Origin of the sequence: Methylobacter sp. (genome assembly GCF_030680395.1) — a bacterium.
Taxonomy (GTDB): Bacteria; Pseudomonadota; Gammaproteobacteria; order Methylococcales; family Methylomonadaceae; genus Methylobacter_A.
On sequence record NZ_JAUXVR010000041.1, the window covers coordinates 19414 to 36564 of the forward strand.

11 protein-coding genes are annotated in these 17151 nt (G+C 51.0%); 5 read left to right on the top strand and 6 right to left on the bottom strand.

The window, feature by feature from the left end:
- Window positions 1–171: 171 nt before the first annotated feature.
- Window positions 172–2226 (top strand): bifunctional diguanylate cyclase/phosphodiesterase, encoded by a 2055-nt coding sequence (locus Q8L79_RS15865; RefSeq protein ID WP_305273654.1) that lies wholly within the window; start codon window positions 172–174, stop codon window positions 2224–2226.
- Between the two features lie 172 nt (window positions 2227–2398).
- Here the strand turns inward: Q8L79_RS15865 and Q8L79_RS15870 are convergent, their stop codons facing one another.
- The 6 genes from Q8L79_RS15870 to Q8L79_RS15895 all read right to left on the bottom strand — a co-directional run bounded on the left by Q8L79_RS15870 (window position 2399) and on the right by Q8L79_RS15895 (window position 12585).
- Complete coding sequence (locus Q8L79_RS15870; RefSeq protein ID WP_305273193.1) at window positions 2399–5050, bottom strand: MMPL family transporter; 2652 nt, start codon at window positions 5048–5050, stop codon at window positions 2399–2401.
- Window positions 5051–5067: 17 nt separating this feature from the next.
- On the bottom strand, window positions 5068–6135 hold the full coding sequence (locus tag Q8L79_RS15875; RefSeq protein ID WP_305273195.1) for an FAD:protein FMN transferase: 1068 nt from the start codon (window positions 6133–6135) through the stop codon (window positions 5068–5070).
- 431 nt (window positions 6136–6566) lie between these two features.
- Window positions 6567–8522 (bottom strand): alpha-amylase family glycosyl hydrolase, encoded by a 1956-nt coding sequence (locus Q8L79_RS15880; protein ID WP_305273198.1) that lies wholly within the window; start codon window positions 8520–8522, stop codon window positions 6567–6569.
- Window positions 8523–8702: 180 nt separating this feature from the next.
- Window positions 8703–9587, bottom strand: coding sequence for a carbohydrate kinase (locus Q8L79_RS15885; RefSeq protein ID WP_305273201.1), 885 nt, complete (start codon window positions 9585–9587; stop codon window positions 8703–8705).
- Window positions 9577–10431 (bottom strand): HAD-IIB family hydrolase, encoded by an 855-nt coding sequence (locus Q8L79_RS15890; protein WP_305273203.1) that lies wholly within the window; start codon window positions 10429–10431, stop codon window positions 9577–9579. The genes Q8L79_RS15885 and Q8L79_RS15890 overlap by 11 nt, the downstream gene beginning before the upstream one ends.
- Before the next feature lie 15 nt (window positions 10432–10446).
- The gene (locus Q8L79_RS15895) at window positions 10447–12585 is read right to left on the bottom strand and encodes an HAD-IIB family hydrolase (protein ID WP_305273206.1); all 2139 of its coding nucleotides are present in this window, start codon (window positions 12583–12585) and stop codon (window positions 10447–10449) included.
- 673 nt (window positions 12586–13258) lie between these two features.
- Between Q8L79_RS15895 and nifE the strand changes: the two genes are divergently transcribed.
- The 4 genes from nifE (at window position 13259) to Q8L79_RS15915 (ending at window position 17147) form a co-directional block, all read left to right on the top strand.
- Entirely contained in the window at window positions 13259–14656 is a 1398-nt protein-coding gene (gene nifE / locus Q8L79_RS15900) for a nitrogenase iron-molybdenum cofactor biosynthesis protein NifE (RefSeq protein ID WP_305273209.1), read from the top strand.
- Window positions 14649–16046 (top strand): nitrogenase iron-molybdenum cofactor biosynthesis protein NifN, encoded by a 1398-nt coding sequence (gene nifN / locus Q8L79_RS15905; protein WP_305273211.1) that lies wholly within the window; start codon window positions 14649–14651, stop codon window positions 16044–16046. Before nifE ends, nifN begins: the two co-directional genes overlap by 8 nt.
- 44 nt (window positions 16047–16090) lie before the next feature.
- Window positions 16091–16522 (top strand): nitrogen fixation protein NifX, encoded by a 432-nt coding sequence (nifX, locus tag Q8L79_RS15910; protein WP_305273214.1) that lies wholly within the window; start codon window positions 16091–16093, stop codon window positions 16520–16522.
- A 151-nt stretch (window positions 16523–16673) separates the two neighbouring features.
- Window positions 16674–17147, top strand: a complete 474-nt coding sequence (locus Q8L79_RS15915) for a NifX-associated nitrogen fixation protein (RefSeq protein ID WP_104430113.1) — start codon at window positions 16674–16676, stop codon at window positions 17145–17147.
- Window positions 17148–17151: the final 4 nt, after the last annotated feature.

The following is a 17151-nucleotide window of genomic DNA, read 5'->3' on the forward strand; positions in this document are numbered from 1 at the left end:
TCTGCTCTATAGGCGTTCCGCCTTTCGGTATGAATATTGCTTATTGCCTAATACACAAACTAGCCATTAGTCAATTTTTCATTTCCTGATATTGGAAGGCAGATGTCTTCATCCTTAATCACTAAAAATTTTAGCCCCAACCTGAGAAAATTATTGCAGGACAGAGAGCGTATGCTGAGCACTCTCATGAGCAATCTTAAAGGGATGGTGTATTGCTGCCTGCTGGATGAAAACTGGACCATGGTATTTGTCAGCGATGGCTGTAATAGACTGACCGGCTATGATGCCGAGGATCTGCTTTTTAACCACCGGATCACTTATGAGGTGCTGACGCTGGAAGATGACCGTGCTTGGGTGCGCGATAGAATTGACAGTGCGGTGAAGTCCGGCAAACATTTCGATCTGGAATACCGCATTACGCATGCCAATGGCAGTATCCGCTGGGTGCATGAGAGCGGGGGACCGCTGTTCAACGAAATGGGAGAACTGGAGGCGCTGGAGGGATTCATTCAGGACATCACCCGCCGCAAACAGAGCGAGCAACAGGCGCACGAAGCGGAAGAGCGCTACCGCTCCATTTTTGAAAATGCCATGGAAGGCATCTATCAGACCAGTCCCTCCGGGCAGTATCTCAACTTTAATCCTGCGTTGGCTCGTATCTATGGTTACGATTCGGCAATCGACCTGATGCATGGCATTCGCGATATCCAAAAGCAGCTTTATGTCGATCCCGGCAAGCGCGCCGAATTTATCGCATTGATGAAAGCGCATGGACATGTACATAACTTCGAAGCACAGGCTTACCGTAAAAATGGCGATATTATCTGGATCACCGAGAACGCACGCGAAATCCGCGACGCTGCAGGAGAGCTGCTGTTCTATGAGGGCTCAGTGGAAGATATTTCCGAGCGCAAGGACTACGAGCGCCAGATCGAATACCAAGCGACGCATGACAGCTTGACCGGGTTGCTGAATCGCACCTTGCTGGCAGACAGGCTTCAGCAGTGCATGAGCTTTGCAGACCGAAACGGCACCAAGCTGGCTGTAGCTTTCGTCGATCTTGATCAATTCAAACTAATCAACGACAGCATGGGTCACCACGTCGGGGATGAACTGCTGGTGACTATGGCCAGGCGGTTATCGAACTGCGTACGCGAATCCGATACGGTGGTGCGGCTAGGCGGGGATGAATTCGTGCTACTGCTAACCAGCCTACAAAAAGTCGAGGACATCGCACAGAGCATGCAGCGCATTCTTGCCGCAGTAACAACCCCTTGGCTGATTGAGGGGCGCGACTTCGTCGTTTCCTGCAGTATCGGCATCGGCATATATCCTGACGACGGACCTGACCCCAACACACTGCTCAAGAATGCCGACTCTGCAATGTACAAAGCCAAGCAATCGGGTCGCAACAATTTCCAGTTTTATACCAGCGAGCTCAACAAAGTATTGACGGAGCGGATGGAGATTGAATATCGCCTGCGCCACGCGATGGAAAATGAAGAGTTCTTGCTGTACTACCAGCCCAAGGTCGACTTCGCAACCGGCAAGATATGCGGAGCCGAAGCGCTGATCCGCTGGCAGCCGCCGGGCGAAGCCATGATACCGCCCTTGAATTTCATTCCGATAGCCGAAGAGACCGGACAAATCGAAGAAATTGGCCATTGGGTACTGGTCAACGCCTGTCGCAAGGCCGGCGAGCTAAAAAAGCTTATGGGACGTCCCATCCCTGTCGCCGTCAACGTGTCGCCGAGACAGTTCCGGCAACTTGATCTGGTCAATATGGTGGAGTCTGCGCTCAAAAATACAGAACTCGATCCGCAATGTCTGGAGCTGGAGATTACCGAAAGCAGTCTGGCCCAAGACCCTGTTAATTTCATCAAAACTCTACATGACCTCAAGACACTGGGCGTCAAGCTGTCGATTGACGATTTCGGCACCGGCTATTCCAGCATGGCTTATCTCAAGGACTTTCCGGTTGACCGGCTTAAGATCGACAAGACCTTTGTCGGCGATTTGGAAACCGCGTCGGCCAATATCGCCATCCTTAAAGCCATCGTCGCGCTTGGACACAGCTTGGGCCTGAAGGTGGTGGCGGAAGGCGTGGAAACGGCCTATCAGCAAGCATTTCTGCACGGGATCGGCTGTGATGAATTACAGGGCTACTACTTCAGCAAACCCCTGCCGGCCGAGGCGTTCGTGGAATTGCTGACTAACAATGCTTGACTCGACTTCAGGTTCCGGTCAAAGCTGATCAACGGATTAACTGTTACAAATCATCTCTATCAGCGTAACAGGATGCGGTTCCCGGTGGGAACTGCATCCGGTACACCACTCGAAAAATTCTCGTTATGTTGAGAAGCCCAAAACTATAAATCCCGGTCGAATTCGACGGTAGTTACTTGTTATTTTGAACCTTTAACGCCAATTTACTCAGCGCAGGAAGAATAATAAACGTACAAACCATAATCCAGAATATACCTATGGTAATAATCAGCCCCATGCTGGCAATGCCCTGATGCGTCGAGAATGCCAATCCGGCAAAGCTGGAGGCGGTGGTCAATGCGCCGTAAAACATGGCTCTGGCGGTGCTGGATTGATAGATATTCTGCTCTTCGGAAAGCGAATGGTGCAGCTTTTCAACCATGTGGATGCCGTTATCAACGCCGAGTCCGAGCAACAGCGGCAAAGCGATGATGTTGGCAAAATTAATGGGCGTGTTGGTGATAACCGCACTCGCCATAGTAAACAATCCGGCCAATATCAGCGGTGTCATGACCAGCGCGGTATCGAAAATATTGCGCCTGATAGCAAACAGCAGCAATGCGATAGTGATCAGGGCGATCATAATGGCTTGCTGAAAAGCGGATATGACTTCTTTCATAGATTCCCAGTACATGATCGGCAAATCGGTTGTTTCTGGCGCAACGGACTGTACCTCGGTAATAAATTCCTCCAGGCTGGCCAGGTCGTTCAGGTCTTTTTTAGGAAATATCTGGATGCGGTAGGAACCGTTCTTGCTCAGCCATTTGTCCTTGATGTCGGCAGGCAGGTCGGCCAGAGTAACTTCTCTGGCATTGAAGCTGGCGGATAATTCGTTCATGATGCTCGGTAATGTGCCGAGTAACGTCGTCTGGATCTTTTCAATAAACATGCGCCGACCGGGCTCTTGCCGCGTATCAAGCTCGATCAAAATATCCTGTAATTCTTTTTTAAAATTTGTTAACGCGGTACGCTCATGGGCATCGGTTTTTTGAGGCAGGATAGTGTCGATAGTTTTTATCAACCGATCAATGCCGGGAACCGGGTCGGTATCGGGTTGTAACGCCGGGAAATTCTCGATCTGCGCGCCAAGCATCAGCCCTGTTTCTTCAATCAAAGCCAGTTTTTCGCCCTGGTCGGTAGGCTGAAAATCAAAAAGACTGACGGTTTTATCAACCGAAGCTAACCCCGAAAGCTTTTGCTCCAAGGCTTTGGCGCTGTTTTCATCCTTGGCCAGGACGGTCAAGGTCATCGGCGTGGTTTCCTTGTCTTTCATCAAATTTTTAAACGCAATAACCGATTCGGTATTAGGGTCGCGAAGATTGATCGGATTGAAATCGGTCTTCACGTTAAAAGTCAGCACAATGGAGACAACTGCGAGAATAAAGGTTGCTACGGCAATCGGTTTGGCGTAATGGAGCGGCAAGAATGCCAGTTTTTCCGACAATTTCGTAAGTCCATTATGACTTTCCCCGGTCTGGAACTTTGATGGAACCGGAATAATCCTTAACAACGCCGGTAAGGCGATCAGTGTAATCAACAGACAGATAAACAGACTGGTGCCTGCCAGCAGACCGAGCTCGGATACACCTTTGTAATCGGTCGGGATAAACGCATAAAGCCCAATGGATGTGGTGCCGGCGCACAATAATAACGAGGGCGCTGTGCTTGTCAATGTATTGCGTAGCGCCAGATCTTTATGAATATGATGGGTCAGATTATCCCGGTAACGTAAACAAAAATGGATCGCATATTCCACGCCCAAACCGATATTGGATACCGCAAAAGCCACTGAAATCAGATTTAATTCTTTTACGGAAAAAGCCGCGAACGCCCCGCAAAAAAGCATCCCCAAGGCCAGCGTCATCAATGTCGCTACCGTCAGCAATATGGAGCGGTAGGCAATTAATAAAATAAACAACACCAGCACAATGGAAAAAATACTGGCGGTAAAAGTGCCGGTGCTCATGCCTGATAGTTCGTCATCTTCAAGACCGACTTCGCCGGTGACCCAAACTTTAACCGCAGGCAGATTGGGATCCTGAACTTCGGCAACAGCTTTGCGGATAGACTCAATCGCATTTTCCGCCGGACGGATTTGCGAGAAATCAAACTTGGGCGAGACAATAATAAAACTGTTGCGCTCATGCATTTTCTTATCGCTAATCAACGACTCCCAGGACAGCAAAGTGTTTTCGCCATTGAGCGTTTTATGCAAGGCCGACGCAACCTTGTCAATCAGCGAGGTCAGATCGATAGGCACAATCTGAGTCTTGTCTTCGGACGCCAGCGCATCTTCAAAAATTGAAAAAAAGCCGGTGAGATTAGGTTGCTGGGCAATTCTGCCGATAAACGGCTGGGCCAGCGACAGGTTGTTTGATAAGGTCTGCAACTCGTCGGTATCAAGGTAAAGCAGGCCGTTCTGACGGAAAAATTCGTTATCATTGGGAATATAGGCCGAATTAAAATGATCTTTGTCGGCGGTTATCAGGCGCAGCAATCTTTTAGCGGCCGATTTAGTCAGTTCCGGCGAGTCCGATTCAACCACCAGCAACAGCGTGTGCAAGTCCTGAGAAAAGGCTTTTTCATAATTGCGGCGGTTTTGCTGAAAAGGCGCATCGGGCGCTACCAGTTCGGCGGTGTCGGTATTGATGCTTAAGTGCTCGACTGTGTATTGCAAGGCAAAAACGCTGAGTAGAACCACTATTGACAACACCACAAGCGGCTTGCCTAGAGTGAAGTTTCCCCAACGTAAAAAAAAAGTATAACTACGGGTTTTTAACGACATAACTTAGGACTCAGGCATCAATGTATGGTGAGAGTGGTCAACGTGTTCAGCGCATCACTTCGGGATTCGATCAGTTCAGCACCTTGCAGTTCAATGAACAGTGCGGGGATTTTTGCAGCATTTGCCGCTGTCATGCCGTCTTTTTGGCCCAGACACAGCAGCGCAGTAGACCAGGCATCGGCAATTGACGGATCACCAAGCAAAACGGTGACGGAAACCAGGTTATGAATAACCGGCCTCCCGTTACGGGCATCAAGGATGTGGCTATAACGCTGGCCATGGTCATCGAAATAATGCCGGTAAGTGCCGGAAGTCATCACTGCCATCGGCGCATCCTTGGGCATGGTAACAATTTTATGCATTGTGCGTTCTTCGGGTAACGGCCTTTCCACGGCAATGCGCCAAGGCTGAAGGCCCGGTTTATAGCCGTTGGTTTTCAGTTCGCCGCCGATCTCGACCAGATAATGGGTTATGCCTTTTTGGGTCAGCACCTTGCCGATCCGTTCCACGCTATAGCCTTGAGCAATGGAGGATAAATCGACTTTCAGATCGGCCTGTTTTTTACGCAGATGCGTTTCATCCACGACTTCCAGTTTTTCCATGCCGATTTTTTTCAGTGTATTCAGAAGGGTCGAATCAGTAGGAATCGTCGGGGTATCGCCGCGAAAGCCCCATAAATCGAACAACGGTTTGATGGTTAAATCGTAACAACCCTGGCTGGCCCGATTTACGATTTGTGCGATTTTAACCAGGGATACTATTTCACCGCCGACTTCCTGGCTGCCGGTGTTCTCGACGCTATTGAAAATTTCTATGGTCGAATCGGTGCGATAATTGGACAGCAGTTTATCGATGACCGCAAATTCGTTTTCGATACCGGATTTGATATCTTTAGTATCTACAGGGGATTCCGACCAGTAACTGATATGATAGGTCGTGCCCTGAACCGGGCCTTCAAGCTTTTGAATGGTCGGTTCCGAACAGCCTGTCAGCATGATTAGGGTCATACAGGCGGTGAAACAATGCCGGGGAGTGCTACGCGAAAAAACAGATAATGTCGTTTTTATAGTTCTTGGGTTAGTCATCCATGTCTGCCGTTTCTTTGTCATCACAAGTCATTAATAATAAACTTCATAAAACGCGCTGTGCATCCGAACAAACGTTGGTTTGAAACGATGATTCACTGCGCCATAACTGCGCTCGTTAAATATCGTATTTAAAGCGCCGTTTATTATAATCTGAAAGGCACTAAAGCTTTTTAAAAAATGAGCTATCCCTAACCCGAAACCATGCGTGTAGAGAAGATCCACAAGCCGTTTCAAAATTTATGCAATTTCACGTGCCGGATATCGCCCAATGGCAGTTGAGTACCCTTCTCGTTCCCATGCGCTGCGCGGGAACGCAATATGGGGACGCGCTGCGTCCTAGCGTTGAGATACCTTGCATTTAGGCGCGTTGCCCGCAACTCGCGGCGCAACGCGTGGGAATGAGACCAATCCCGGTCAAACAAACCACTTCATATTTCCGTTAACCAATAAAACTGATAACCCTGCAAAACAATCCGGCGATCATACTGGGCCGGACTTCTGCCGCTGTATAAATCGACGAACTGGCCGTAAAGATTAATGCCCCGGCCGCTGATGACATCCAGATCAAGATACTGGGGGTTGGCGTCGAAATTGGCAATCACCAGGACTCTTTCCGATGGCCGCAAATAATTGAAGCGGGTAAAACACAGTAAGTGCTCATTATCGACGTCAAGTAATTCGCGGTTGTTGAAATCGGCAAATGCAGACGTTTCCTTGCGGATAGCGATCATCTTTTTCAATGCACTGAACAGACTGTATTCCACCGTGCCTTGTTTTTTGCGCAATTCGGCTCGTTCCCAATTGATTTTGGGGCGGTGAATCCAGCGGTTGTCACTGTTTTTACTGTCGTCATCGCGATAACTGTAATCGTTCACGACGCCAAGTGCGTCGCCATTGTAAAGCAGAGGAATGCCGCCGAAAGACAGGATCACACTATGCAGTAACAGGATTTTATTGACTGCGGCAGAAATCAGGTCCGGATCGCCGCTTTCTGCTGCGGCTTCCAAACCCGCCAGGGACGCAAGCGAACCGCAAATGCGCGCGTCTCCGGTTGCATCGTTAAGCATAAACACCATGCCCCTGGCCGGCGAACCTTCGAATTGGCCGCTGAAATAATCGACCAGATACTTCCGGTGTGTGTAGGGCTCGTAACCTGCCGCCAGGACATCGTTATCATCGAAACCGAAGCCAATGTCATCATGACAACGCACATAATTGAGCCAGGTCGCCCGTTCCAGTTTGTCGGGCAGATTTTTCAGCCCTTGGTAGAGCAGTTTGGCGTTTTTGGTGGCAATGCCGTCCCACAGCAACGCCATTAACGTGGCGTTGTAAGCGATTTCGCATTCCTTGGCGATAATGGCGTCTTCGCCAAAATATTTGATGACCTCAACCGGCGCGACGATCGCTTCGGCAATAAACAACACACCGGGAGCGCTCACCTGGCAACAATCTTTCATCAACTGAAGAATCAGGTGCGCATTGCGCTCGTTCTGACAAGAGCTGCCGATTTTCTTCCACAGGAAGGCAACAGCGTCAAGGCGCAGCACATCAACCCCCTGATTTGCCCAAAACAGAATAATATCGATCATTTCAATAAACACTTCGGGATTGCTGTAGTTCAAATCCCACTGGTAGTTATGAAAAACGGTCATTACCCATTTTTGCATGTCCGCATTCCAGGTGAAATTACCCGGTGCGCTTTCGGGAAAAATGTCAGGCATGCTTTGTTCGAACATGTCGGGAATTTCCCGGTTATCGAACATGAAGTAATAATCCTGATAGCGCCGCTCCCCCATGACCGCCTTTTTGGCCCATTCATGCTCGTCCGAGGTATGGTTGAGCACTATGTCCAAGACTAGCAGAATATCGCGTTTCCTGAATTCCTCGGCAACCCGGCGTAAATCATTCAGGTCGCCGAGCCTGTCGTCGATTTTCCGAAAATCGCTGATCGCATAACCGCCGTCGCTTTTGCCGGCGGGACACATCAAAATCGGCATGATATGCACCATGTTAATGCCCAGCTCCTGAAAATAAGGCGTTTTATCGGCCAAATCGTCCAAATTTTCCGCAAAACCGTTGGTGTAAAGCGCCATGCCGACCCATTTTTGCGACAAGAACCAGTTATGATCCAGTTCGCGCTCGATATCGACGCGTTCCAGCTCTGCAGGCCGGTTGATATAGCCTTTAGCCATGGTTTCCACCAAACGCTGCATTTGCGGCTTGAAGTCCTTGCGCTGTCCGTAGAGGTTAAAAAACAGCGAATAAATCGCATAAAAATTAGCGCCTAGCCGGGTATAAAAATGCCGCAAATCCTGTCGGCTGATTTCCGGTTTTAAATCGTCCAGAATGGCATTCAACAGCGAGTGGGAAACTTGTTCGTACATAGCGTTATCCTGATGGTGTAAGTGAGTCCATGTGACTTTTAGGGGAAAAAGCACGAAAAGCACAATATAAATCAGTATGCTTTATTACAAAACCATCCATCTTCCGAGGCGGGATGAGGCTTGGTAGCTCTTTGGCTATTTTCGTGCTTTTCGTGTCTTTCGTGGACGAAAATCTCTAAATCACTCGCCCCATTGTTCGCTGAACGCACGATAAAACGCCCTATCGGCGACGGTTGCGCCGCGTCTGCCGACCAATGCGCAGGCAAACGTTTGTGCCCGTTCCAGGGTCGTTTTTAAAGGCCATTGCCGGCTTAAGCCCATTAGCAACAGCGCGGCGAAAGCGTCGCCCGCGCCCACCGTATCAACCACAGCGGTGCTTTCCGGTGGCTGCACGGTTACAAAGTGCTGTCTGTCGTAAGCGACAGCGCCTTGTTCGCCGCGTGTTACCACCAGCGTTTCCAAATCGAACTTAACGCAAAATGCCTGCATGGCTGTTTCCAGTTCGGATGCTTCGGGGCATAACGCAGCCAGTTCGGCTTCATTGAGCTTGACCCAATCTGCATCATGAAGTAACGACAGCAGCGTTTCCAGATCCCACCAGGGCGGCCGCAAATTGACATCGACAAAAACTTTGCCTTGATGTCGGGCTTTGGCGGCTTGCAGCGCCGTGCGCGAAACCGGGTTCCTGATTGCCAATGAGCCGTGATACAAAATGCCCTGCGTCTGTTGTTCCTCAAGCAATTTGCTGTCGATAAAATCGTAGGCGCAATCGGCGACGATTTCATAATGCGGTTCGCCGTCCCGGATGAGTACCCGGACGCTGCCGGTAGGGTGTTCGTTGTCGGTTTGCACCGCTTCACGGCTCATGTCCCAGTCATCCATTAACGCAGTAATTTCGTATCCGGACGGATCGTTGCCGATCCGGCTGATGAAACGGGGCGATTGTCCGAACGCCTGTAAATGCCAGGCGACGTTAAACGGCGCGCCGCCCAGCACGCGGCTGCCATCGGGAAAATGATCGAACAGCACTTCGCCGAAAATATGAAAAAGGGGATTATTGTTCATGGTTTTGTTCCATCCAAACCTGTGTGTCGGGGTGATAATGAGCGACGCCCTCAAGAATCCCGGCGCTGTAATTGCCGTTCATGCCTAAAAAACTGCCTTGCGCCACATAAAATGCCGCTATCGTTCCCTGTTGTCGCGCTTGAGTTCTGGCTTGCTCGACAACATCAAGGTCGGCGTTGGCAACCAGTACGGACTGAATCGCACTGGCGAGCACCGGCAAATCGTTACCGCTGTCACCGGCGAAAACCGTGTTGGCATAATCGAAGCCCTGATGCTGCATTAAAAATTCCACGGCATGAAGTTTCGTGGCGTGGGCGGGTAATACATCCAACAGGCCCGTCGATGTCGCTTCATCGACACTGTAGATTAAGCCGGCCGCTACCTGCAGGGCTTCAAGCCGCCGCAGCATTTCTTGTTGCAGCGCGTCGACATCCGTTAACAAGGGCAGATAATAGCTGAGCTTATAGCGGTTTTGCTTGGCTTCTTCCTGTAGGCGCAAAGACGATAAATCGGCAAACAAGGGCCGTAAATCATGTGCCGTCAACCCCCGCCAATCGGCGGCGATGTTCTGCTCCCATTCAGACCAATGCCGCCATTCCCCGGTACGCACCTGGTAAATAGTCGTGCCGACATCGCCGACGACCCAATCGGGCAGCGGCAGCCGGTATTCCCGGATAGCCTCTTCAACCAACTCGCGGTGCCGACCGCTGACATAAGCCAGGGTCACCTCCGGGCGCGAAACCAGTAGGCTAAAAGCCGCCCGCGCACCGGGCGATTCGGGTTGTCTGCCGTTCGGCAGCAGGGTGCGGTCGAGATCGGTACAAATCAGAATGCGCTTGATCATGGACTGTGTACTGTATTAGCGATTGAAAAAGTTGTAATGTTCGATAGCCTCCAATATGCCCCAGGCATGCGAGGCCTCGGCGAAATAGACGTACTCGGTATCGCCAAGAATAGACAATTCCTCGCAATGGCGATTGGCAATTACGACGCCAAGCGTGTTACCGCGCAACATATCTTCATCGCCACCGGAACCGCCGGTAGCCAGAATACGCTCTAGCGGAATATGCCATTGCTGGGCAATATAGCGTAACGCCTGTCCTTTGGAGGCTCTGGCCGGGACAAAATCCAAAAACTGTCCGAACGAGAGCGTCGGATTGGCCGACAATTCCTGTTGCCGCAGTAGACTGAGGATTTCTACCATCGGCGGCGCGGTATTGCTGTCGTAATGATATGACAGTTTAAACCGGCTCTGTTCATTTTTAGCTTGCGGGGTCAGACCGGGCAACCCGCCGATCACGCGTCGCAATACCTGCGGTGTCCACAAATGATCGATATGGTACGCCCAAGCGATATCGGCGATCAGTTGCGGGGCATAATAGATTTCAGTGCCGAGGCTGGTAATTAAAATATCCGGCATCGGGATACGGTACTTTTTTAAAACCGCCAGTGCCGAATCCAGTCGCCGTCCGGTAGCGATGCCAAATAGAAGTTCCTTACGTTTTTCGCGGATAAGTTTTACAAATTGCGCCAAGCCTTCGACATCGCCCAACAGGGTATTATCGATAGTGGTGAAAATGGCTTGCTTCCGGTAGCGGCCGGTTTTAGCGAGCGGCGGAGTTTTAGGGAGCCGCTCCCCTTGCTGCGACAGCATCTGAATTTTTCGCAGATAGGCTTGTGCGTGGGCATCCCAGGAATAATACCGGGCGACGTTTTGTAAGCCGTTTGCAGAAAACTCCCGCCAAATTTTCGGATTTTCGATAATGGTCAACAACGCCTCGGCAATCGCCGACTTATCCAAGGGGTCAACCAACAAGCCGTTACAGCAATTGCCAATGATATCCACCGGACCGCCGTTTTCGGTGGCGACCAGCGGCAAACCGCTGGCGGCCGCTTCCAGCAGAGTCAAACCGAACGGCTCGGTTAAGGCAGGATTGATGAAAACACCTCCGGACGCCGCCGCAAGACGATAAATATCGGCGACGTCGTCAGCCGTGTGGTGCTTCGGCAAGGCGACCCGGCCGTATAGATCGTAATAATCGGCAACCAGCAACAACTCCGTCAAAACCCCTTGCGAACCCTCGCTCAATTCCCTGATATCGTCACGATTGCCGGCAACGATCACCAGATTAGCCAATTGCTGCAAACGTGGCGATTCCCCGTAAGCTTCCAAAAGCCCAACGATATTTTTGCGTTCGTCGGGCCGGGATAGCGCCAATATCATCGGTTTATCCGGCTCATGCAGCGACATTTTAAGGTTTTTTGCAAAGGCGATATCTTCGCCGGCAGAAGCGGGCGGATGAAACATGTCGAGATCGGTTCCCGGCGGAATGACCGTCATCTTGTCCGGCGTGTAGAAATCATAGAGTTCGTATTGCTCTTCGATTTCATTGCGGGTGCTGGTAATCACCAAATCGGCGTTGGTCAGCGTATCCTCTTCGGCGTCGATGCGGCGTGACATATGATAACGCTGCTCGATAGCCTCCATCGGCAAGCCCATAGCGAGCAGCCTGCGACATTTGTCGCGTCCCAGAGAATGGCCGGTATGAATCAACGGCAAACCGGTCCAATGCGCAAGGCGCACGCCTACATAGCCGGCGTCGGCATAATGGCTGTGCAGAATATCCGGCCAGCGCGGCTGACGGTGCAGCCAGGTCAGCAAATTATCGGCAAAACTATCCAGATGGTCCCATAGCTCTTCTTTATGGATATACGCGTCGGGACCCGCTTCAATGCGGACTATTTGTGCATTTTCCGACAGCGGTTCGATGAGTTCGGCGTAATCGGGGCCGACTTCGCTGTCGATGATCCTCCGCGTTACCAAATCCACACGCCCGACATTCGGCTGTTTTGCCAGCGCTTTAGCCAGCTCAACGACATATTTGGTTTGGCCGCCAGTATCGGCGTCGCGTCCCAATTCCAGATCGCGACCTCTAATTAAGCCGTGGACGCTGATTAACAGGATATACAGTGGCTCAGTAGTAGTGTTTTCAGTCATGGTAGATATGCTCCCAATTACCGGTGCATTTAAAACGCGCGTCAACGATTATCCAAATAGAAACCGTTAGTACACAGCGGTACTCTGACTCCCGCAACCTGATTGTGCCGATTATAAACTCCAGATTTTTAGCTTGGGTAAGCCCGAGCCATATTCTCCTATCGCTAATCGTCTACAAACCGGTTGCTGTTGCAGAAGATTAGTTCCAGTGGAAACCTGTTGATTATAAAACCAAACACATTAATTCTTTCTTAAAGCACACTGCTCAGCGGTTGTCGAAGCGGGTCGACTCTACCGAGGTCCATAGTTCGTCCACGATCATTACTTTGCAGTGGAACATCGTCGGCCGGTATTCGTAGATTTCGATGCGCCGCCCGCAACAATGCGCCCCATTCGACGCGCGGCGCATGTCGAAGCACTTCAAATTACGGTTATAACGAGTGTGCTAATAATGATTGTCATATATGTAAGCTGTTAAAAACTTTACGGACATAAAAGATAGCCTTATTCAGGCCTACGCCATTGCTCCAATGAGCCTGCTTGTAATATCCACGCCTCAACTTTGTCAGCTTTACTACAAACCCACATCCCATAAACCCTAGTAATTTCAATGCAATACAAAATGGCACAATGGTTGCTTTAGCTTAGATAAACAAAGCTATTGGTTAAGCCGATGAAATCAACTAAAGACATTGCCGCGCTGCTGGACGAACCTGCCTGTGAGCATAACAAGAAGGAAAAGTCCGGTTGCGCCAAACCCAAACCCGGCGCTTCGGCGGGCGGCTGCGCTTTTGACGGCGCGCAGATCGCGCTGCTGCCGATTGCCGATGTCGCGCATATCGTCCACGGACCGATTGCCTGTGCGGGCAGTTCCTGGGACAACCGGGGCACACGCTCTTCCGGGGCGGATTTATACCGCATCGGCATGACGACCGACCTGACCGAGCAGGACATTGTGATGGGGCGCTCGGAAAAACGCTTGTTCCATGCCATCAAACAGGCGATTGATACCTATCATCCGCCCGCCGTGTTTATTTACAACACCTGCGTTCCGGCCTTGGTCGGCGATGATATTAACGCCATCTGTAAATCAGCTCAGGAACGCTGGGGCGTTCCTGTCGTACCGATCGATAGCGCCGGATTTTACGGCACCAAAAATCTGGGCAATCGCATTGCCGGTGATGCGATGGTTAATCATGTGATCGGTACCCGCGATCCCGATCCCTTGCCTTTAACCGTTCAACGCGCGGAAATCAAGATCCATGACGTTAACCTGATCGGCGAATACAACATTGCCGGTGAATTCTGGCATGTGTTGCCGCTGTTCGATGAACTGGGTCTGCGCATCTTGTGCACGCTGTCCGGCGATGCGCGCTTTCGCGAAGTGCAAACCATGCACAAAGCCGAAGTCAATATGATGGTTTGCTCCAAAGCGATGGTCAATGTCGCCCGCAAGTTACAGCAACAATACGGCACGCCTTGGTTTGAAGGCAGTTATTACGGCATAACCGACACCAGCCAATCGTTACGGGATTTTGCCAAAGTACTTAACGATCCGGACTTAACCGAACGCACCGAAGCACTGATATTACGCGAAGAAACCCGGATTCAAAAAGCATTGGAACCGTGGAAAGTGCGCCTGAAAGGCAAGCGGGTATTGCTGTTTACCGGCGGCGTAAAAAGCTGGTCGGTGATTTCCGCGTTGCAGGATTTGGGCATGGTGGTCGTTGCGACCGGCACCAAAAAATCCACCGAAGAAGACAAAGCCAGAATCCGCGAACTGATGGGCGAAGATACGGTAATGATCGACGACGGCAGCCCCAAGGCGTTACTGAAAATCGTCCATGACTACAAGGCCGACATCCTGATTGCCGGCGGCCGCAACATGTATACCGCATTAAAAGCCAAGGTTCCGTTTTTGGATATTAACCAGGAACGCGAATTCGGTTATGAAGGTTATCAGGGCATGCTGGAGCTGGTGCGCCAACTGGCATTGACGATTGAAAGCCCGGTATGGGAGGCGGTTAGAGCGCCCGCACCGTGGAAAAACAGGAAGGTGAACAATGGCTGACATCCTGAAAAGAAACAAAGCGCTATCGGTCAATCCTCTGAAAGCCAGCCAGCCGATAGGCGGTTCCCTGGCTACGCTGGGTTTTAACCGCGCTATGCCGATGTTGCACGGCTCGCAAGGCTGCACCGCATTCGCCAAGGTGTTTTTTGTGCGCCACTTCCGGGAACCCATTCCGTTGCAAAGCACGGCGATGGATCAGGGCAGTTCGGTGATGGGTGCGGACGAAAATGTACGAGAAGGCATTCTTACCATTGCCGAAAAATCCCGCCCTGCCCTGATTACCATTTTGACTACCGGCCTGGCTGAAACGCAAGGCGCCGATGTGCATCGAAATGTCAGGGAATTCAGGGAAGCTAACCCGGAATTTGCCGATGTCGCCGTCGTCGCAGTCAATACCCCCGATTTTACCGGCAGTGTCGAAACGGGCTTTGCACTGACTCTCACCGAAATTATTCGCGCATTGGTACCGGATGCCAAGGAAGCGGGAACCTACCCCGGCAAACGCAAGCGTCAGGTCAATGTATTGGTCAATTACATGCTGACTCCAGGCGACCTGGAAGCGCTTCGGGATATTTTCGAGCAATTCCAACTCAGGCCGGTTTTCGTACCCGACATCTCCGATTCGCTGGATGGCTGTTTGACCGATGAGGATTTCAGCCCTGTCACTATCGGCGGCACCTTGGTATCTGAAATGGCGACGCTCGGCGATGCGCTGGCGACGGTGGTTATCGGCCCGTCGCTGACCAAAGCGGCGGAATTGCTGAAACAAAAAACCGGTGTGCCGACTTATGCTCTCGATCATCTTTACGGCTTAAAAGCCAATGATGCGCTAATGTCAGCATTAGCCGAAATCAGCGGCCATGACGTACCTGAGCGCATTGAGCGGCAGCGTGCGCAGTTACAGGATGCGATGCTGGATACGCATTTCATGCTCGGCCAATTGCGTATCGCCATTGCCGCCGATGCGGATTTACTGAATGCGTTTGTCGATCAGGTTCAGGAAATGGGCGCGGAAGTCGTTGCCGCCGTCACCTCCTGCAACGTGCCGTTGCTGGCGCGAATCCCTGTCGACAGCATCAAAATCGGCGACCTTGAGGATATGGAAATCATCGGCAAGGCCAACAAGGTGCAACTGGTGATCGGCAACTCCCATGCGGTCGATACCGCAGAACGGCTGGGTACGCCCATTTTGAGAGCCGGATTTCCGTTATACGACATTATCGGCGGCTACCAGAAAACCTGGATCGGCTATCGCGGCTCCCGGCAAACGCTGTTCGATCTGGCCAATCTGGTCATCAATTATTCGCATGAAGAGATTCCGGTCTACCGCTCCATTTACAGCCAAAAACCCGCTAGCGAAATAACAGACTACCCGCTGTCATGTCATTAACAAGACGCATGCACATAGTGCAAAGCACTGATGAGAGGAAACTTATGGAAACCGCATTAAAGATAGCGTTTGCCACGACCGACATGGAGACGGTAAACCAACATTTCGGCTCGGCCAAGTCTTTCGCGATTTATGCGGTGGACATGGACGACGCGCAATTGCTGGAAGCCGCCCAGTTTGGCGAGCTCAGCCAGGACGGCAATGAAGATAAGCTGTCGGTCAAGATCGAATTACTGGACGGTTGTGCGGCGGTATATTGCCAGGCCATTGGCGGTTCGGCCATCAACCAGCTGATCGCCAAAAACATACAGCCGGTCAAGGTGCATGAAGGCGGCAAGATTAAAGACCTGATCGTTGACTTGCAAAATGAGATGAAAGCCGGGCCGTCCAGTTGGCTGGCAAAGGCGATTAATCAGCATAAGTCGCCCGATCCTCAGCGTTTTAACAAGATGGAAGATGAGGGTTGGGATGAATAATATATCCGCTCGTTCCCAAGCTCCAGCTTGGGAACGCAGTCTACGAAGCTCCGGCTTCGTGAGACGGGAAGCTAGAGCTTCCTGCACCGGGTTCCCAAGCTGGAGCTTGGGAACCAGAACTACCAAAATTACCACTTAACGGAGAAAAAACATGGCCATTGCTGCATTAGTCGTACAAGAAGACGACACCAATCTAGGTTCCGATATTGTCAAAGACATGATCAAACAATTACGCGCGATTGATACTTACGATACCTATGAAGGTTGGTCGGAAGCAAAAATCATCGACCCTATCGTGCTGACCAAAGAACGCAAAAAGAACATCCCGGTCATCGGCGATCCCGATGAAATCACCATTGCCCGCTTAAAAGCCTATTACAACTCACTGGCGACGCTGATTGAGAAAAAAACCGGCCTGATGGCTGCACCGATGGTTCATATCAGCCACGAAGGCTTCGGTCGCGCGTTAATCATGGTCGGCAAGCTGATTGTGGTCGATAAAATCTTGCGCGATACCCATCGTTTCGGCTTCTCAAGCCTGGAAGACCTGCGCGAAAAAAGCGATCAAACCATCGAAAAAGCGCTGGGCTTAATCGAAAAATACAATGCGGCTGCAACTGATTAAGGAG

Bases quoted from the DNA above. Each gene is read 5' to 3' on its own strand.
- Q8L79_RS15865 (WP_305273654.1), top strand. From the start codon at position 172: ATGCTGAGCACTCTCATGAGCAATCTTAAAGGGATGGTGTATTGCTGC.
- nifN (WP_305273211.1), top strand. From the start codon at position 14,649: ATGGCTGACATCCTGAAAAGAAACAAAGCGCTATCGGTCAATCCTCTG.
- Q8L79_RS15895 (WP_305273206.1), bottom strand. From the start codon at position 12,585: ATGACTGAAAACACTACTACTGAGCCACTGTATATCCTGTTAATCAGC.
- nifX (WP_305273214.1), top strand. From the start codon at position 16,091: ATGGAAACCGCATTAAAGATAGCGTTTGCCACGACCGACATGGAGACG.
- Q8L79_RS15875 (WP_305273195.1), bottom strand. From the start codon at position 6,135: ATGACTAACCCAAGAACTATAAAAACGACATTATCTGTTTTTTCGCGT.
- Q8L79_RS15870 (WP_305273193.1), bottom strand. From the start codon at position 5,050: ATGTCGTTAAAAACCCGTAGTTATACTTTTTTTTTACGTTGGGGAAAC.
- Q8L79_RS15915 (WP_104430113.1), top strand. From the start codon at position 16,674: ATGGCCATTGCTGCATTAGTCGTACAAGAAGACGACACCAATCTAGGT.
- Q8L79_RS15890 (WP_305273203.1), bottom strand. From the start codon at position 10,431: ATGATCAAGCGCATTCTGATTTGTACCGATCTCGACCGCACCCTGCTG.
- nifE (WP_305273209.1), top strand. From the start codon at position 13,259: ATGAAATCAACTAAAGACATTGCCGCGCTGCTGGACGAACCTGCCTGT.
- Q8L79_RS15880 (WP_305273198.1), bottom strand. From the start codon at position 8,522: ATGTACGAACAAGTTTCCCACTCGCTGTTGAATGCCATTCTGGACGAT.
- Q8L79_RS15885 (WP_305273201.1), bottom strand. From the start codon at position 9,587: ATGAACAATAATCCCCTTTTTCATATTTTCGGCGAAGTGCTGTTCGAT.